A 15086-nucleotide genomic window follows, 5' to 3' on the forward strand; every position below is an offset into this window, starting at 1 on the left:
GCACAGTATTTGAGCGCAGTACCAGCAGGAGACAGCGGGAGAATATGCCATGCCGGCAATCGTCCTCATCGGCGCCCAGTGGGGCGACGAGGGCAAGGGTAAGGCCACCGACCTTCTCGGTGGCCGCGTCCAATGGGTCGTTCGTTACCAGGGGGGCAACAACGCCGGTCACACGGTCGTTCTTCCGACGGGGGAGAACTTCGCGCTGCACCTGATCCCCTCGGGCATCCTGACCCCGGGCGTCACCAACGTCATCGGCAACGGCGTCGTCGTCGACCCCGGGGTGCTGCTCACCGAGCTGCAGGGACTCGAGGCGCGCGCAGTGGACACCGGCAAGCTGCTGATCTCGGCCGACGCCCACCTGTTGATGCCGTACCACGTGGCGATCGACAAGGTCGTCGAACGGTATGCCGGCAGCAAGAAGATCGGCACCACCGGCCGCGGCATCGGACCCTGCTATCAGGACAAGATCGCCCGCATCGGGATTCGGGTCGCCGATGTGCTCGACCCCACTCTTCTTGCCGAGAAGATCGAGGGCGCACTGGAATTCAAGAACCAGGTGCTGGTCAAGATCTACAACCGCAAGGCGCTGGACCCCGCCGAGGTGGTCGACGCCCTACTGGCGCAGGCGGAAGGCTTCAAACACCGCATCGCCGACACCCGACTGTTGCTCAACGCCGCGCTCGAACAGGGCGAGATCGTGCTGCTGGAGGGATCGCAGGGCACCCTGCTCGACGTCGACCACGGCACGTATCCGTTTGTCACGTCGTCGAATCCGACCGCCGGCGGCGCGTCGGTGGGCTCGGGCATCGGCCCGACCCGGATCACCACGGTACTGGGGATCCTCAAGGCGTACACGACACGTGTCGGCTCGGGCCCGTTCCCCACCGAATTGTTCGACGCCAACGGTGAATACCTGGCGAAGACCGGCGGTGAGATCGGCGTGACCACCGGCCGCCGCCGTCGCTGCGGATGGTTCGACGCAGTGATCGCCCGCTACGCGACCAGGGTCAACGGCATCACCGACTACTTCCTCACCAAACTCGACGTGCTGTCGAGTCTGGAGACGGTGCCGGTGTGTGTCGGATACCGCGTCGACGGCATGCGCACCGACGACATGCCGATGACCCAGAGTGACATCGCCCGCGCCGAGCCGATCTACGAGGAACTTCCCGGGTGGTGGGAGGACATCAGCGCCTGCCGCACCTTCGAGGAGCTGCCCGCCAAGGCGCGTGACTATGTGCTCCGACTCGAAGAGCTTGCCGGAGCCCATGTTTCGTGCATCGGAGTCGGGCCTGGCCGGGAACAGACGATCGTCCGGCGCGACATCCTGGCCGCGAAGTGACCGCGGACGCCGGCAGCGGCAAGGCGGGAGACCCGAGGGCGGTCGATCCCGACTACGACCGGCACGGCGGTTTCCCGAACTTCCAGCCGGCGCAGCCGGGCCCGGGTTTCGGGCGGTTCCTGTCGGCGATGCGCCGGGCGCAGGATCTGGCGGTGTCGGCCGACCCTGACACCGGCACATGGGAACGGGCCGCGGACCTCGCCGAGGAACTGGTCGGGCTGCTGGGTCCGTTCGAAGCGGCCGAGGGCGTCGGCCCGGCGAACCGGGTGCCCACGCTGCCGGGGGCCGGCAGCCTGCTGATGCCGCCGTACAAGGTGATCAGGTTCGAGCCCGACGGGGTGCAGCTGGAGGTGGCGTTCAGCCGGTTCTCGGTGGGCGGCAACTCCGCGGTCCACGGCGGGGTGCTGCCACTGCTGTTCGATTCGGTGTTCGGGATGGTGATCCGCGCCGCCGGCCGTCCGATCAGCCGGACCGCCTTCCTGCACGTGGACTATCGCAACGTCACCCCCATCGACACCGTGCTGACCGCGCGCGGATGGGTGCGGGAGGCCGAGGGACGCAAAGCTTTCGTCAACGCTGAACTACGTGACCCGCAAGGCCGACTGCTGGCAGAGGCGAACGGGCTGATGATCCGGCTCCTGCCCGGCCAGCCCTGATCGTACCCAGGGGGGTCGATGGAAAAGGGGATTCGGGAGTACTTCCTGATCTGGTGGCGGCAGCCGTTCGAGTTCGATTGGACCGCAAGGTATTTTCGCGCCCGTGGGGTACTGCGGGTGCATCAGGTGTTCATCGGCGGCTTCTCCCTGCTCTACGGCCTCACCGCGCTGCTGACCATGGTGTGGGGCTACGCCGACGGCGGGCCGGTCGGCAGCCGGTGGCTGGTGTTCATCGTGGCGTTGAGCTTGGCCGTGCTGGGCGTGCTCTGGATATTCGGTCCCTGGCCGACCGCGCGGCAGTCGGCGGCGTTCGTCGTCTATGCCGACCTCGCGGTGGTCACGGTGATCGCCTGTTACGAGGATGCGTTCCTGGCGATGCCGGGACTGGCTCTGCTGGCCGCCAACGGCATCTACGTAGTGATCGCGCACGGTCCGCGCGCACTGTTGCTGCATCTGGCGTTCACCGTCGCGGCGTTCGCCTGGTTGTACGCGACGTCCATCATCCAGGGCACGGCAGCGGTCTCGGTGATCACGGTGCGGCTGCTGGTGCTGATACCGACCGTGGTCGGGCTTCCGGTGATCGTGCAGTCGTACCTGCTGGCATTGCGCGTCGGCGCCTCCGACGCGATGTACGACCCGCTGACCCGGCTGCTCAACCGGCGCGGCCTCGAGGACGAGGTCGACGATCTGGTGGCGGCGGACGGCGGCCAGGTCGGTGTGCTGGCCGTGGACATCGACAAGTTCAAGGCCATCAACGACAGTCACGGTCATGAAGCCGGGGACCGGGTGCTCATCGGCGTGGCCAACGCCGCACGCGACGCGGTGGCGTCGGCCGGGGCCCGGGCGGTGATCGCCCGCACCGGCGGTGAGGAGTTTGTCATCGTTGTCGATGACCGAGTGATCGACGACCGGGCGGCCGTTGCACTACGGGTGGCCGAACTGCTCCACGAGAAGGTGGCCCGGTGCGACGTCGCCGCCGCGCCGACGCTGAGCATCGGCGCCGTGACGGCCGGCACGCGAGGCGACGTACGGCGGACGGTGCGCGAGTTGATCGAGCGCGCCGACGCGGCGATGTATCGGGCCAAGAACGCGGGCGGCAACCGGACGGTGTCGGCCGACGACGCCGTTGCGGCCGGAGACTGAACCGCGGCATGCCACGATGAGGCCGTGACGCATCCGGTCGACCGCCACCTTCGCCGCCTCACGACACCGCGGGCCGCGGCATTCGCCGGCGTGGCTTTCGCGCTGCTGTTCGGGACGGTGCTGGTGCTGACGCGCACCGCACTGCCCCAGGGCGCGGAACTGGGCTCCCAGTGGGTCGACGGATCCGAGTCGCGGCTGCGGTTCGCCGTGGTGCTCATGCCGTTCGCGGGCATCGCGTTCCTGTGGTTCATCGGGGTGGTACGCGACGGCCTGGGCACGCTGGAGGACAAGTTCTTCACCACGGTGCTCATCGGCAGCGGTCTGCTGTTCCTGGCGATGACGTTCGCGGCCACGGCAGTGGGCGCCGGTCTGCTCGCCAGCAAGGAAACACTCGTGGGCGCGAACAACCGCACCGAGGTCGCCGCGTTCGGCCAGGGGTTGCTCGTCGCGCTCTCCAACACCTACGCCCTGCGGATGGCTGCGGTGTTCATGATCTCGCTGGCCACCATCTGGCTGCGGACGCATCTGATGCCGGTCTGGTTGGTGATCGTGACCTACCTGGTCGCGCTGAGCGTTCTGATCGCCAGTGACATCAACCTGTGGATGACGTTGGCGTTCCCGATATGGGTGCTGGTGGTCAGCCTGGTGCTGCTGGGTCGGCGATCGCCAGAGCGCTCGCCGGGCACAGCTTGACGGCCTCCCGGGCGTGCTCGACTTCGTCCGGGGGCACTTCGTCGACCAGCACCACCACGATGCCGTCGTCGTCCTGATCGAAGACCTGGCCGGCGACCATCACGCAGTTGCCGGCCTGGATGCACAACTCGCGGTCAGCGGACACCCGCACCGGTCCGTCACTCATTCCAGTTCACCTCCAACGACTTCAGACCGTAGATGAAGTGAAAGGAGCGGAACTCGACATCGTCGAATTGCTCGGCGAGTGACAGCGTGGGGAAGCGCTGCAGAAGCGCCGGGAAGGCGATCTGCATCTCCATCCGGGCCAACGATGCGCCCAGGCAGTGGTGGACTCCGTGACCGAACGCCAGGTGGCCGAGTGCCCCGCGGCCGATGTCGAGTGTGTCGGGGTGGTCGATGAAGCGTCCGTCGCGGTTGGCCAGCGGCAGCGAGGCGAACACCAGCTGTCCGGCGGGGATCGACACCCCGGAGATCTGGACCTCGGTGGTGGTGATGCGTGGGATCGCGGAGTGCAGGATCGACAGCCACCGCAGCAGTTCCTCCACCGCGGGCGCCACCGTGGCCGGATCGTCGCGGATCGCTGCCAACTGTGCGGGATGACGCAGCAGCGCCAGGGTGCCCAGTCCCAGCATGTTCGACGTCGTCTCGTGCCCGGCGAGCAGCAGAAGGCTTGCGACGCCGATCAGTTCGTCGTCGGTGAGATCGTCACCGTGCTCGCGGATCAGCATCCCGAGGATGTCGTCGCCGGGGCGGTTTCTGGCCGCGACGACCAGCGAGCCCATGTAGTCCCTGCCCTGACGCTGCAACGCGATGCGCTCGTCGACGGGAATGGACACGTCGAGCTGGCGGGCGCTCCGCCGCTGGAAGTCGTCCCGGTCGGCGTAGGGCACCCCGAGCAGCTCGCAGATCACCAGCGACGGGATCGGCAGCGCGAAGTGCTCCACCAGATCGGCCGGCGGGCCGGCAGCGGCCATGGCGTCGAGTTGCTGGTCGACGATCTCCAGGATCCGCGGCTGCAGCCGTTTGATCCGCCGAATCGTGAACTCCGGGGTGAGCATCCGACGCAGCCGCTGATGTTCGGGCGGGTCCAGGCCGAGCAGGTTCCCCGCCCTGGCACGGGCCTGGTCCTCGTCAGAGATGGCCGGTGCCCCCGGCACGACGAAGCCGGGCGGGCGGGCGTTGGAGAATCGTGCGTGATCCGACAGCACGGTCTTCACATCGTCGTAGCGGGTGACGAGGTAGACCTGCATCCCGAACGCGTTGGTGACGGTCCGCACGCCGGTGGTGTCGCGGATCTCGCGCAGTTCCGGTGTGGGGTCGAAGGCCTCGCGCCGCATGTGCAGTGGCGGCAACTCGGCGTCGGCGGTTCTGGCCTGATTCATCTATCGACGCTACCTGCCGAAAACGAAGTCCTCTATCAACGTGTTCACCAGGCTGGGGTTCTCCAGGCCCGCCAGGTGGGCCACCCCGTCGAGCACGACGAAGCCGGCACCGGGGATGGCGTCGGCCATCACCTTGGTCTCGACGTTCGGGAAGGTGGCGTCTTCCGCGCCGGCGACGACGAGCACCGGTGTCGTCACCTGCGACAGCAGCGCCCGCTGGTCGGGGCGCTCCGGCACGTCGCTGCGGACCGCCCAGGCTGCCGACCGCACGTCCACCGACTCCACGGTGGCCCGCACGAAGGCGACGACGTCGGGGCGGGTGCGCAACGTCGTCGGTCCCAGGAACGCCTTGAGCACCGAACGGGTCAGCGGCGGCCGGATTCCACCGAACAGTGTCGCCATCCGCAGCAGTAGCCCGTATTCGAGCTTCTGGCGTCTTGCCGTCGCCGATCATGCCTCCCCAGGAGTTGCCGACGAAGTGGGCGCTCGGCACCCCCAGTCCGTCGAGGACGTCGACGATGCACTGCGCACACTGATCGAAAGTGAAAGGGGCGGTGAGCCGCTCGCTGCCGCCGTGGCCGGGCGGGTCGACGAGGATGACCCGCCGGTCGGTGCCGAAGTGGTCCGCCTGGGCAGCCCACATGTCCCCGGTCATCAACAGGCTGGGCCAGAAGACGATGGCTTCTCGGCCGGGCTCCCCGCGGCTACGTATCCGCAGCCGCCCGAGTGCGGTGTCGACCTCCTGGCTGTCCACCGGGGGAACGGTAGTCCCCACCCTGCAGTGCCGGCCACCAGATCCGTGGCCCGATGAGGGTGAACAGCGCCGGGATGATCACGGTGCGCACCACGAACGTGTCCAGCAGGATGCCCAGTCCGACGATGATGCCGACCTGGGTGAGCACGATCAACGGCAACACGCCCAGCACACAGAACACCGCGGCCAGCACGATGCCCGCGCTGGTGATGACGACGCCGGTCGCCGACACGGCCCTGACGATGCCGTTGCGGGTGCCGTGCTCGGGTGTCTCTTCCCGGGCACGGGTCACCAGGAAGATCGTGTAATCCACGCCGAGCGCCACCAGGAACAGGAACGCGAACAGCGGGGCGGTGTTGTCCAGCGCCGGGAAGCCGAACACGTGCACGCTGGCCCAACCGCCGAGGCCCAGCGCCGCCAGTGCGCTCAGCACCGTGACCGCGACCAGGACGAGCGGCGCCAGCGCCGAGCGCAGCAACACGTACAGCACGATCAGGACCACGGCGAGGATGGCGGGTATGACCACCGCGCGGTCGCGTCCGGCTGCTGCCGCCGCGTCGCGCGCCTTGGCATCGGACCCGCCGACAAGCGCGTCCGGATCCACCTGCTGGACCGAATCCCGCAGCGCCTCAATTGTTTCGAAAGCCTCATCGGATGCCGGGGCGGCATCGAGGACCACCGACCACTGGCTCAGCCCGGCGTCGGGTGCGGTCCCCGCCGGCCGGACGGACACGACGCCGGGTGCGCCGTCGAGGGCGCGTTGCACCTCGGGGGCGCGGTCGGTCGATGCGATGACGACGGCGGGGTCGGTGAGACCGCTCGGGAAGTGGGCCGCCAGCGTGTCGTAGCCGCTGACCGATTCGGCCTGCACGCGGAACTGTTCGATCTGCGACAGGCCGATCGGAGTGCTCAGCAGCCCGGTACACAGCAGCGCCAGAGCGCCGATCGAGACCACTGCCACCCGGGCGGGCCGGCGGGCGACCGCCGAGGCCACCCGGTGCCACACGCCGCTGTCGGTGAGAGCGCGCGCACCCACCCGAGGAATGAACGGCCAGAACAGTTTGCGGCCGAACAAGCCCAGCAGCGGGGGCAGCACCAGCAGCACGAACACCGCCGCGACCACCAGGCCCGACGCGGCCTGCACCCCGAGGCTGCGGGTGCTCGGCGACTCGGCGAACACCAGGGTCAGCAGGGCCAGCACCACGGTCGCGTTGCTGGCCAGGATGGCGGGCCCGGCCCGCCGGACAGCTGTCTGCAATGCGTCCTGGTGGGCGTGGCTTCGGCCCAGTTCTTCTCGGTACCGCGAGATCAGCAAAAGCGCGTAGTTGGTGCCCGCGCCGAACACCAGAACGCTGGTGATCCCCGACGTCGACCCGTCCGGTGTCATCCCCACCGCGTCGGCGACCGCCGACCCGACGACGGCGGCGACGCGGTCGGCGAACCCGATGACCAGCAGTGGCACCAGCCACAGCACCGGGGAGCGGTAGGTGATGATCAGCAGCAACGCCACCACCGTCGCGGTGACGATCAGCAGCGTGACGTTCGCGCCGGAGAACGAGTCGGCGATGTCCGCGCCGAACGCCGGACCACCGGTGACCTCTGCTCGCAGGCCATCGGGCAGCTCCTCGGACGCCACGGAGCGCAGTTCGGTGACCTTGTCGCTGAGCGCGAAACCGGACAGGTCCGCCTGCAGCGGCACCGTGGCCACGGCCGCCTGCCGGTCATCGGAGACCTGGACCGGCGGACCCGCGCTACCGGCGTCGGCGGCGGCGAGCATCCGCTGACGCGACAGATCGGCGGCTTCGATGTCGGCGGGGGTCAGCTCGGCGCCGTCGTCACGGCTGATCACCAGGATCACCGGGGCCTGGTCCCCGCCGGGGAAATCGGCCCGCACGGCGTCGGCGCGCGCCGACTCCGCACCCGGCGGTACCGCCACCGGCGACTGTTCGGCGGAGTCACCTCCGCTCAGTAGCGCCATCAGCGCCACCGACGCGGCGATGACCACAAGTGCGAGTGCCCAGGACAGTCGGCGAGCCATGAATCCGAATATTTCAGATAATTAACAATTAAGCAATCGAAGAATCTGGCTAAGGTGGATCCGTGCGAGATACGGATCGAGAGGGGCTCGAAGCGTTGATTGCCGCCGATGTGCGGGCGCTGACGGCCGAATCCGACCAGATCGGGCACAACTTCGCCGGCCGCCACGCGATGACGGCCAACGATTTCCGCGCGCTGCTGCACGTGATGGTCGCCGAGACGGCCGGGGAACCGTTGACGGCCGGTGAGCTCAGGAAACGGATGGGTGTGTCGGGCGCCGCGATCACCTATCTCGTCGAACGGATGATCACCTCGGGCCACCTGCTTCGGGATTCCGATCCGTCAGACCGCCGCAAGGTGATGCTGCGGGTCGCCGACCAGGGCATGGAGGTGGCGCGGGAGTTCTTCACCCCCCTGGCCGACCACACCCGCCGCGCCCTGGCCGACGTTCCCGACGGCGACCTCGCCGCCGCCCACCGCGTCTTCGGCGCGCTCGTCGAGGCGATGGACGCGTTCCGTGGACAACTCGACAACCCCGATGCGCATGGCGTGACTCATCCGGCCGAAGGTTCTGGCAGGGTGGATGGTCGATGAATGACACGACGGACAACGACTCGGTGAGCGCGCAGACGGCTTCGTCCGCACTCGGTTCGGCATCGGTGATGCTGCTCGGTGCCGGGGAACGCAGCCGCGAGCTGACAGTGGCATTCCAGCGTCTGGGTGCCGAGGTGATCGCTGTGGACCGCTACGCCGACGCGCCCGCACACACCCTGGCCGACCGAACGGCCGTCGTGCGGATGACCGACGCGGAGGCGCTCACGGCGCTGATCGACGAGGAGAAGCCGGCCTACGTCGTGGTCGACTCCAGCGCGGTCGCGACGGACGCGCTGATCGCCCTCGCCGAGCGCGGCGACGTCGAAGTCTTCCCGACCCCGCGCAGCACCCGGCTGTCCCTGGACGGCGAAGGGCTGCGGCGGCTCGCGGCCGACGAACTGGGCCTGCCCACCGCACCGTTCTGGTTCGCCGGATCGGCCGAGGAACTCACCGCGGTTGCGAAGCACGCGGGTTTTCCGTTGGTGGTCAAGCCGGTCGCCGCCGCTCCGGGAGAGGGGGAGTCGGTGCTGTTGCGGCCCGAGGACGTCGAGCCCGCGTGGCGCCGGGCCGTCGCCGGCGGCCGGCTCAGCCTGCAACGCGTGATGGCCGAAACCGTGGTGGAGGTCGACTTCGAGGTCACGCTGCTGACGGTGCGCACCACTGGCCCGACGGGGCCGGTGGTCCATTTCTGTGAGCCCATCGGCCACCACCAGCCGGGCGGCAACACTCTCGAAGCCTGGCAGCCACAGCAGCTTTCGCCGGCGGCGCTGGACGCGGCCAAGTCGATCGCCGCCCGCATCGTGAACTCGCTGGGCGGGCGCGGCGTGTTCAGCGTGGAGTTGTTGGTCCGCGGGGACGAGGTCTACTTCTCCAACGTCCGGCCGCGACCCCACGACAGCGGCCTGGTGACGTTGCGCTCCCAGCGGCTCTCCGAGTTCGAGTTGCACGCTCGCGCCATCCTGGGTCTTCCCGTCGACACGATCATGATCTCGCCGGGCGCGGTCCAGATGGAATATGCGCCCACCGAGTCGGAACACCCCGAGGCCGACGCCGCGCAACAGCGATCCGTCCTCGCCGAAGCCTTGGCCGTCGCCGAGAGCGACGTGCGACTGTTCAGCCACGCCGACGCCACGGCGGTCCGGCGATGGCTCTGGCTGTCGACCGCCACCGCTCCCGATCCGATCGTGGCTCGCGACCGGGCGCGCCGGGTGGCGGCGGCCCTGCGCAGGCTGCGGTGACGCGGTGACCGAACCGTCTGACTCGTCGTCGGAGGGCGGCACCGCCGGCCCGTTCCTCGGTGCGCTGACGATCATCGTCGCCGTGGTGATCGCGGTGTGGCTGTTCAACGTGTTCTCCGGCGACGACCTCACCGATCAGCAGCAGATCGGCCGTGCCGTGGCCGCGCAGAACGATGCGTTGCAGCGGCAGGCCTACGCCGACTTCCGTGCCTACACCTGCGCCCAGGAGCACGGGTCGGAGTCCGAAGTGATGGACGAGCAACGTGATTCGGCTGACGGGCGAGGCGAGCGGTTCGTCGAGGGGACCGGTGGCGTGGTGATCGACGGTGACCGGGCCACCGCGGACGTCACCTACTATTTCGACAGCGACCCCGACGCCAAGGAGACGGTCGAGATCGCCTTCGTGCGCCAGGACGGGGTATGGAAGGTCTGTTCGACCGGCCCCAGTTAGCTGTGGGACACTCACGACCGTGAGTTATGCGGGAGATATCACGCCTGACGAGGCCTGGAAGCTGCTGAGCGAGAACCCCGAAGCAGTCCTGGTCGACTGTCGGACGGAGGCCGAGTGGCGCTTCGTCGGGGTGGCCGACCTCTCCAGCCTGAATCGCGACGTCGTCTACGTCGAGTGGAATCGCACCGACGGCACCCACAACGACGGCTTCGTCGACGATCTGCTGGGCGCGGGTGTCACCCCGGGGGAGCGCCCGGTGGTGTTCCTGTGCCGTTCGGGCAACCGCTCCATCCCCGCTGCGGAGGCCGCGACGGAGGCCGGTATCGCCCCGTCCTACAACATGCTGGACGGTTTCGAGGGCAACCTCGACGAGCACAAACACCGCGGGGCCACGGGCTGGCGCGCCCTCGGGCTGCCCTGGAGACAGTCGTGAGCGACGAGGTGCCGGCCCGCACGCGAGGAGGAGAAGCGGCTTCGGTTCGGGTGCCGGCCCCGCTGCCCGAAGGCGTCAGCCAGGCCACCATCGGCGTGCGCGGTGGGCTGCTGCGGTCGGGCTTCGAGGAGACCTCCGAGGCGATGTATCTGACGTCGGGTTATGTCTACAAGACGGCCGCCGACGCGGAGAAGGCGTTCACCGGTGAGATCGACCGTTACGTCTACTCGCGCTACGGCAACCCGACGATCTCGATGTTCGAGGAGCGGCTGCGGCTGATCGAAGGTGCGCCCGCCTGTTTTGCGACGTCCTCCGGGATGTCGGCGGTGTTCACGTCCCTGGGTGCGTTGTTGGGCGCCGGGGACCGGCTGGTCGCCGCGCGCAGCCTGTTCGGGTCGTGCTTCGTCGTCTGCAACGAGATCCTCCCACGCTGGGGGGTGGAGACGGTGCTGGTCGACGGTGACGACCTGTCCCAGTGGGAAGAGGCACTGTCGGTGCCCACCCAGGCCGTCTTCTTCGAGACGCCGTCCAACCCGATGCAGCAGCTCGTCGACATCGCCGCGGTGTCCGAGATGGCGCACGCTGCCGGCGCAAAAGTCGTGCTGGACAACGTTTTCGCCACCCCGATCCTGCAACAGGGCTTCCCCCTCGGCGTCGACGTCGTCGTCTACTCCGGCACCAAGCACATCGACGGCCAGGGCCGGGTGCTGGGCGGGGCCATTCTGGGGAGCAAGGAGTACATCGACGAGCCGGTGCAGAAGCTGATGCGCCACACCGGCCCCGCGCTGAGCCCGTTCAACGCGTGGACGCTGCTGAAGGGTCTGGAGACGCTGGCGTTGCGGGTGCAGCACCAGAATTCGTCCGCGCACCGGATCGCCGAGTTCCTCGAGGCCCACCCCTCGGTGAGCTGGGTCAAATATCCGTTCCTGGAGTCGCATCCGCAGTACGACCTGGCCAAGCGCCAGATGACCGGCGGCGGCACCGTGGTGACATTCGAGCTCGAGGGCGCCAGCAAGGCGCGGGCGTTCGAGGTACTGGACAAGCTGCAGGTCATCGACATCTCCAACAACCTGGGTGACTCCAAATCGCTGATCACGCATCCGGCCACCACGACCCATCGGGCGATGGGGCCGGAGGGGCGTGCGGCGATCGGGCTGGGTGACGGCGTGGTGCGGGTGTCGGTCGGGTTGGAAGGGACCGAGGATCTGATCGCCGACCTGGACCGGGCGCTGAGCTGAGTGTCCCGAAAGTCCGACGCCAAGAAGGCGCGACGCCGCAAGCGCCAGGCGGCCCGCGGTCTGGCGTTCTCGTCCGACGACGTGCAGGAGCGCGTCGCCGAAGTGGTCGCCGATCTCGAGGACTTCGACGCGCAGCTCACCCAACGCGGTTGGGTCTTCAGCGAGGACACCGACGACGACACGGGGGTGCTCTGGTTCTGGCCACCGTCGTACGCTGAGGTCGCCGATCCCGACATGGCCACCGCGACGGTCGTCGCGCTCATCGAAGCCGAGGGCGGCGACATCGCACACGTGGTGTTCGTCGGTGCCGACGACGACTACCAGTTCGGCCTCGAGGAACTCTTCGAGCACATCGAGGTCATCGAGTCCTACCGGGTCGGCGAGCCGCTCCCGGTGTTCGATTGACCGTTACGTCTTCGCCCCGGCGGTCCGCATGATCGCCTCGCTCACGGCGACAGGGTCGTCCAGTGGGACGAAGGTCGACGCAGCCGGAACTTCGACCAAGGTCGAATCGGGGAACAGAGCCGCCAGACGCCGGCCCAGGGCCGGTGTGAAGCACCGGTCGCCCAGACCCCACACGACCGTCACCGGTTTGGTGAAACGGTGCAATCGCGGCGCGACGTCGGTGAGATCGGTGCCGCCGATGCCACGCGCCAGCGCGGCGAAGTCGGCGGCAATCCTGCGGTCGGTACGGGCGGGCTGCAGCCAGAACGCGGTCAGGTCGGGGTCGAGGTTGTTGGCGAGCAGTCCGAAGCCGGCCGGCGAGTGTCGTAGCACCGTCGGCCCCATCATCGCCATCAGAGCCGTGACCGACACGCGCGTGCGCATCAGCGCGAAGATCGCGTTGAACGGGAACGGCGGGAACTTGTCGAACGCGTCGCAGTTGGTCAGGACGAGCCGGCCGACCCGCTCCGGATGGGCATCGATCAGGAATTGGCACAGGCCGCCGCCGGTGTCATTGCCGACCAGCGTCACATCGTCGAGGCCGAGCCGGGTCAGGAATTCGTGCAGCAGACCCGCGACCCCGGCGGGGGTGAGCACGCCGCGGTCGGTCACGGGAACCGTGTGCGCACCCAGCGGCAGGTTCGGCTGCAGGCACCGGTAGCCCTGAGCGGCGAGGGAGGCGGCGACGGCGTCCCACAGTCGTGAGTCGACGAGTGCGCCGTGGAGGAAGAGCACCGGAGGAAACGCCGAATCCTTCGGCCCGGACTCGCGGTACTCGACCGTGGCCGCAGACAACGTGAGTTGGGACATCTCGGTTATCCTTCTCGTCGGCATTTACAGACACTGAGTATGAAAGTTACGTACAGGCTGTATGGAAGTCAACCCCTCGCCCCGCCGGTCTCAAGCCGAGCGCACCGCGGCCACCCGCGCCACCCTGCTCGCTGCCGCGCGAAAGCAGTTCTCCACCAATGCTTTTGTCGACGTATCCACGCAGTCGATCGTCGAAGCGGCAGGCGTCACCCGTGGTGCGCTCTACCACCAGTTCGCCGACAAGACCGAGCTGTTCGCGGCGGTACACGAGCAGGTGGAAGCCGAGTTGGTCGAGAAGATAGCCGACGGTCTCGCCGGGTCGGGTCCGGCAGACCCACTCGCGGCCATGAGGACGGGTGCCCGCCTGTTCCTGGATCTCTGCTCGGCGCCCGACGTCCAGCGCATCGTCCTGATCGACGCGCCGTCGGTGCTCGGTTGGGACCGGTGGCGCGAGGTCGGACTGAAGTACGGCCTCGGGGTGATCGAGGCCTTGCTCGGCCAGGCGGTGGCCGACGGCGTGATCCCCGAGCAGCCCGTGCGGCCGACCGCGCACATCCTGCTCGGTGCGCTCGACGAGGCGGCGCTCTACGTTTCGCGCGCCGCGGACCCGGTGCAGGCGAGGGAGGACATGTATGCGGTCTGCGACCGGATCATCTCCGGCATCGCGCGCTGATGCCCGTTGCGGCGAGCCGCAGACGAGCTCCCGACCCGGAGTTACTGGGGCGCCGTTGCGCAAGCGTGACGAAGCCTTGATCGAATCGAAGGCGCGCAACATCTTTCGGTAGGCACCTCTTGACCTACTATCAGACATTGACGATCTTGATAGTTCCAAGGATGCGGAGAACCATGCGCGTGGCTGTTCGGAGTGTCCTCGCGATGGGCGTAGTGGCTGCGAGCGTGGTCGTCGGACCGGTGGATACCAGTAGCGCGGCAAGTTGGTCGCCGCAGCTCGATATCGCCGCTCTGTCCCCTGCGGAGGGCGCAGTGGTGGGTGTGGCGCATCCGCTGGTGGTCACCTTCGACGGCCCGGTGGTCAACCGCCGCGCGGCCGAACGAGCCTTGGAAGTCACGTCCGAGCCTCCTATGACAGGCAAGTTCGAGTGGGTGGAAAACACTGTCCTGCATTGGGTTCCGGACCGCTTCTGGCCGGCACACAGTACGGTCAAGCTCGCGTTCGACAACTTGCCGACCAGGAACTTCGAGACAGGTCCGGCCGTCATCGGTGTCGCCGACCTCTCAGGCCACACCTTCACCGTGACCGTCGACGGAAAGCCCCCCGAGGAGCTGCCGGCGCCACATCACCGGCCCAACTGGGGTCAGCCCGGGGTGTTCCCGGCCTCGATGGGCCGTCCGGAATACCCGACGCCGGTGGGGATCTACACCGTGTTGGCCAAGGAACGCGACATCGTGATGGATTCGAGCAGCGTCGGGATTCCCATCGACTCTGAAGACGGCTACCTGCTGGACGTGGAGTACGCCGTCCGGTTCACCCAGCGAGGGCTGTTCGTGCACTCCGCTCCGTGGGCGGTCAACCAAATGGGATTCGAGAACACCAGCCACGGCTGTATCGGTCTCAGCACCGAAGATGCCGAATGGTACTTGAATGCTGTCAATGTCGGTGATCCGATCATCATCCGGGAGAACGCCGTCGAGGTTCCCCGGACTGTTTCCGGATAGCGCCGTCCTGGGCTCTGCCGTCCTGGGCTCTGCTCCGCCCGGGCGCTTCCCGTGAGTAGGCCCTAGCCATGCCTACCCCGGAGACCGGCCCGACGTCACCCAGTTCAGCGCGGTCATCGACGAATTGGTGACCCGCTATGCGGACCTGGTCGCCGGGGTGGAGTCGCTGACCGTGGTCTATGACGCCGGGC

At 68.1% G+C, this 15086-nt stretch carries 16 protein-coding genes and 1 pseudogene; 12 read left to right on the top strand and 5 right to left on the bottom strand.

The window, feature by feature from the left end:
- Nucleotides 1-49 precede the first annotated feature (49 nt).
- Genes WA944_RS16760 through WA944_RS16775 form a run of 4 tightly spaced genes read left to right on the top strand, consistent with a single transcriptional unit; the run spans nucleotide 50 to nucleotide 3837 of the window.
- Entirely contained in the window at nucleotides 50-1345 is a 1296-nt protein-coding gene (locus tag WA944_RS16760; RefSeq protein WP_526374254.1) for an adenylosuccinate synthase, read from the top strand.
- The gene (locus WA944_RS16765) at nucleotides 1342-2001 is read left to right on the top strand and encodes a PaaI family thioesterase (protein ID WP_526374255.1); all 660 of its coding nucleotides are present in this window, start codon (nucleotides 1342-1344) and stop codon (nucleotides 1999-2001) included. The genes WA944_RS16760 and WA944_RS16765 overlap by 4 nt, the downstream gene beginning before the upstream one ends.
- An 18-nt stretch (nucleotides 2002-2019) precedes the next feature.
- The gene (locus WA944_RS16770) at nucleotides 2020-3144 is read left to right on the top strand and encodes a GGDEF domain-containing protein (protein ID WP_526374256.1); all 1125 of its coding nucleotides are present in this window, start codon (nucleotides 2020-2022) and stop codon (nucleotides 3142-3144) included.
- 24 nt (nucleotides 3145-3168) lie between these two features.
- The gene (locus WA944_RS16775) at nucleotides 3169-3837 is read left to right on the top strand and encodes a hypothetical protein (protein ID WP_526374257.1); all 669 of its coding nucleotides are present in this window, start codon (nucleotides 3169-3171) and stop codon (nucleotides 3835-3837) included.
- Here the strand turns inward: WA944_RS16775 and WA944_RS16780 are convergent.
- From WA944_RS16780 to WA944_RS16795, 4 genes and pseudogenes are all read right to left on the bottom strand, one after another.
- Nucleotides 3782-3988 (bottom strand): ferredoxin, encoded by a 207-nt coding sequence (locus WA944_RS16780; protein WP_526374264.1) that lies wholly within the window; start codon nucleotides 3986-3988, stop codon nucleotides 3782-3784. The two genes, WA944_RS16775 and WA944_RS16780, sit on opposite strands and share 56 nt — an antisense overlap.
- Before the next feature lie 7 nt (nucleotides 3989-3995).
- Nucleotides 3996-5219, bottom strand: a complete 1224-nt coding sequence (locus tag WA944_RS16785; protein WP_526374258.1) for a cytochrome P450 — start codon at nucleotides 5217-5219, stop codon at nucleotides 3996-3998.
- 9 nt (nucleotides 5220-5228) lie between these two features.
- A pseudogene (locus WA944_RS16790) lies at nucleotides 5229-5973 on the bottom strand (alpha/beta fold hydrolase).
- Nucleotides 5924-8011 (bottom strand): MMPL family transporter, encoded by a 2088-nt coding sequence (locus WA944_RS16795; protein ID WP_526374259.1) that lies wholly within the window; start codon nucleotides 8009-8011, stop codon nucleotides 5924-5926. Before WA944_RS16795 ends, WA944_RS16790 begins: the two are co-directional and overlap by 50 nt.
- Before the next feature lie 62 nt (nucleotides 8012-8073).
- Between WA944_RS16795 and WA944_RS16800 the strand changes: the two genes are divergently transcribed.
- From WA944_RS16800 to WA944_RS16825, 6 genes are read left to right on the top strand one after another with little or no spacing between them, the layout of a single operon-like run.
- Nucleotides 8074-8604, top strand: a complete 531-nt coding sequence (locus WA944_RS16800; RefSeq protein WP_526374260.1) for a MarR family winged helix-turn-helix transcriptional regulator — start codon at nucleotides 8074-8076, stop codon at nucleotides 8602-8604.
- Entirely contained in the window at nucleotides 8601-9842 is a 1242-nt protein-coding gene (purT, locus tag WA944_RS16805) for a formate-dependent phosphoribosylglycinamide formyltransferase (RefSeq protein WP_526374261.1), read from the top strand. The genes WA944_RS16800 and purT overlap by 4 nt, the downstream gene beginning before the upstream one ends.
- Before the next feature lie 4 nt (nucleotides 9843-9846).
- Nucleotides 9847-10293 (top strand): Rv0361 family membrane protein, encoded by a 447-nt coding sequence (locus WA944_RS16810; RefSeq protein ID WP_526374262.1) that lies wholly within the window; start codon nucleotides 9847-9849, stop codon nucleotides 10291-10293.
- Nucleotides 10294-10312: 19 nt separating this feature from the next.
- On the top strand, nucleotides 10313-10726 hold the full coding sequence (locus WA944_RS16815; RefSeq protein WP_526609020.1) for a rhodanese-like domain-containing protein: 414 nt from the start codon (nucleotides 10313-10315) through the stop codon (nucleotides 10724-10726).
- Between the two features lie 8 nt (nucleotides 10727-10734).
- Entirely contained in the window at nucleotides 10735-11964 is a 1230-nt protein-coding gene (locus tag WA944_RS16820) for an O-succinylhomoserine sulfhydrylase (protein WP_526375108.1), read from the top strand.
- Nucleotides 11965-12369 carry a hypothetical protein gene (locus tag WA944_RS16825; protein WP_526375100.1) on the top strand — a complete coding sequence of 135 codons (405 nt, stop codon included), beginning with the start codon at nucleotides 11965-11967 and terminating at the stop codon, nucleotides 12367-12369. It abuts the gene before it with no gap.
- A 3-nt stretch (nucleotides 12370-12372) separates the two neighbouring features.
- Here WA944_RS16825 and WA944_RS16830 read toward each other — a convergent pair whose 3' ends face one another.
- Nucleotides 12373-13218, bottom strand: a complete 846-nt coding sequence (locus tag WA944_RS16830) for an alpha/beta fold hydrolase (RefSeq protein WP_526375102.1) — start codon at nucleotides 13216-13218, stop codon at nucleotides 12373-12375.
- Between the two features lie 61 nt (nucleotides 13219-13279).
- Here WA944_RS16830 and WA944_RS16835 point away from each other — a divergent pair, with 61 nt between their 5' ends.
- A complete protein-coding gene (locus WA944_RS16835; RefSeq protein ID WP_526375104.1) occupies nucleotides 13280-13891 on the top strand; it encodes a TetR/AcrR family transcriptional regulator in 612 nt (203 codons plus the stop codon).
- Nucleotides 13892-14064: 173 nt separating this feature from the next.
- The gene (locus WA944_RS16840; RefSeq protein WP_526375106.1) at nucleotides 14065-14895 is read left to right on the top strand and encodes a L,D-transpeptidase; all 831 of its coding nucleotides are present in this window, start codon (nucleotides 14065-14067) and stop codon (nucleotides 14893-14895) included.
- Nucleotides 14896-15086: the final 191 nt, after the last annotated feature.

It is taken from the genome of Mycobacterium sp. (assembly GCF_049683355.1).
GTDB lineage: Bacteria > Actinomycetota > Actinomycetes > Mycobacteriales > Mycobacteriaceae > Mycobacterium.

Excerpts from the sequence above, each read along its gene's own strand:
- WA944_RS16785 (WP_526374258.1), bottom strand. The coding sequence starts at position 5,219 with ATGAATCAGGCCAGAACCGCCGACGCCGAGTTGCCGCCACTGCACATG.
- WA944_RS16830 (WP_526375102.1), bottom strand. The coding sequence starts at position 13,218 with ATGTCCCAACTCACGTTGTCTGCGGCCACGGTCGAGTACCGCGAGTCC.
- purT (WP_526374261.1), top strand. The coding sequence starts at position 8,601 with ATGAATGACACGACGGACAACGACTCGGTGAGCGCGCAGACGGCTTCG.
- WA944_RS16770 (WP_526374256.1), top strand. The coding sequence starts at position 2,020 with ATGGAAAAGGGGATTCGGGAGTACTTCCTGATCTGGTGGCGGCAGCCG.
- WA944_RS16840 (WP_526375106.1), top strand. The coding sequence starts at position 14,065 with ATGCGCGTGGCTGTTCGGAGTGTCCTCGCGATGGGCGTAGTGGCTGCG.
- WA944_RS16795 (WP_526374259.1), bottom strand. The coding sequence starts at position 8,011 with ATGGCTCGCCGACTGTCCTGGGCACTCGCACTTGTGGTCATCGCCGCG.
- WA944_RS16835 (WP_526375104.1), top strand. The coding sequence starts at position 13,280 with ATGGAAGTCAACCCCTCGCCCCGCCGGTCTCAAGCCGAGCGCACCGCG.
- WA944_RS16760 (WP_526374254.1), top strand. The coding sequence starts at position 50 with ATGCCGGCAATCGTCCTCATCGGCGCCCAGTGGGGCGACGAGGGCAAG.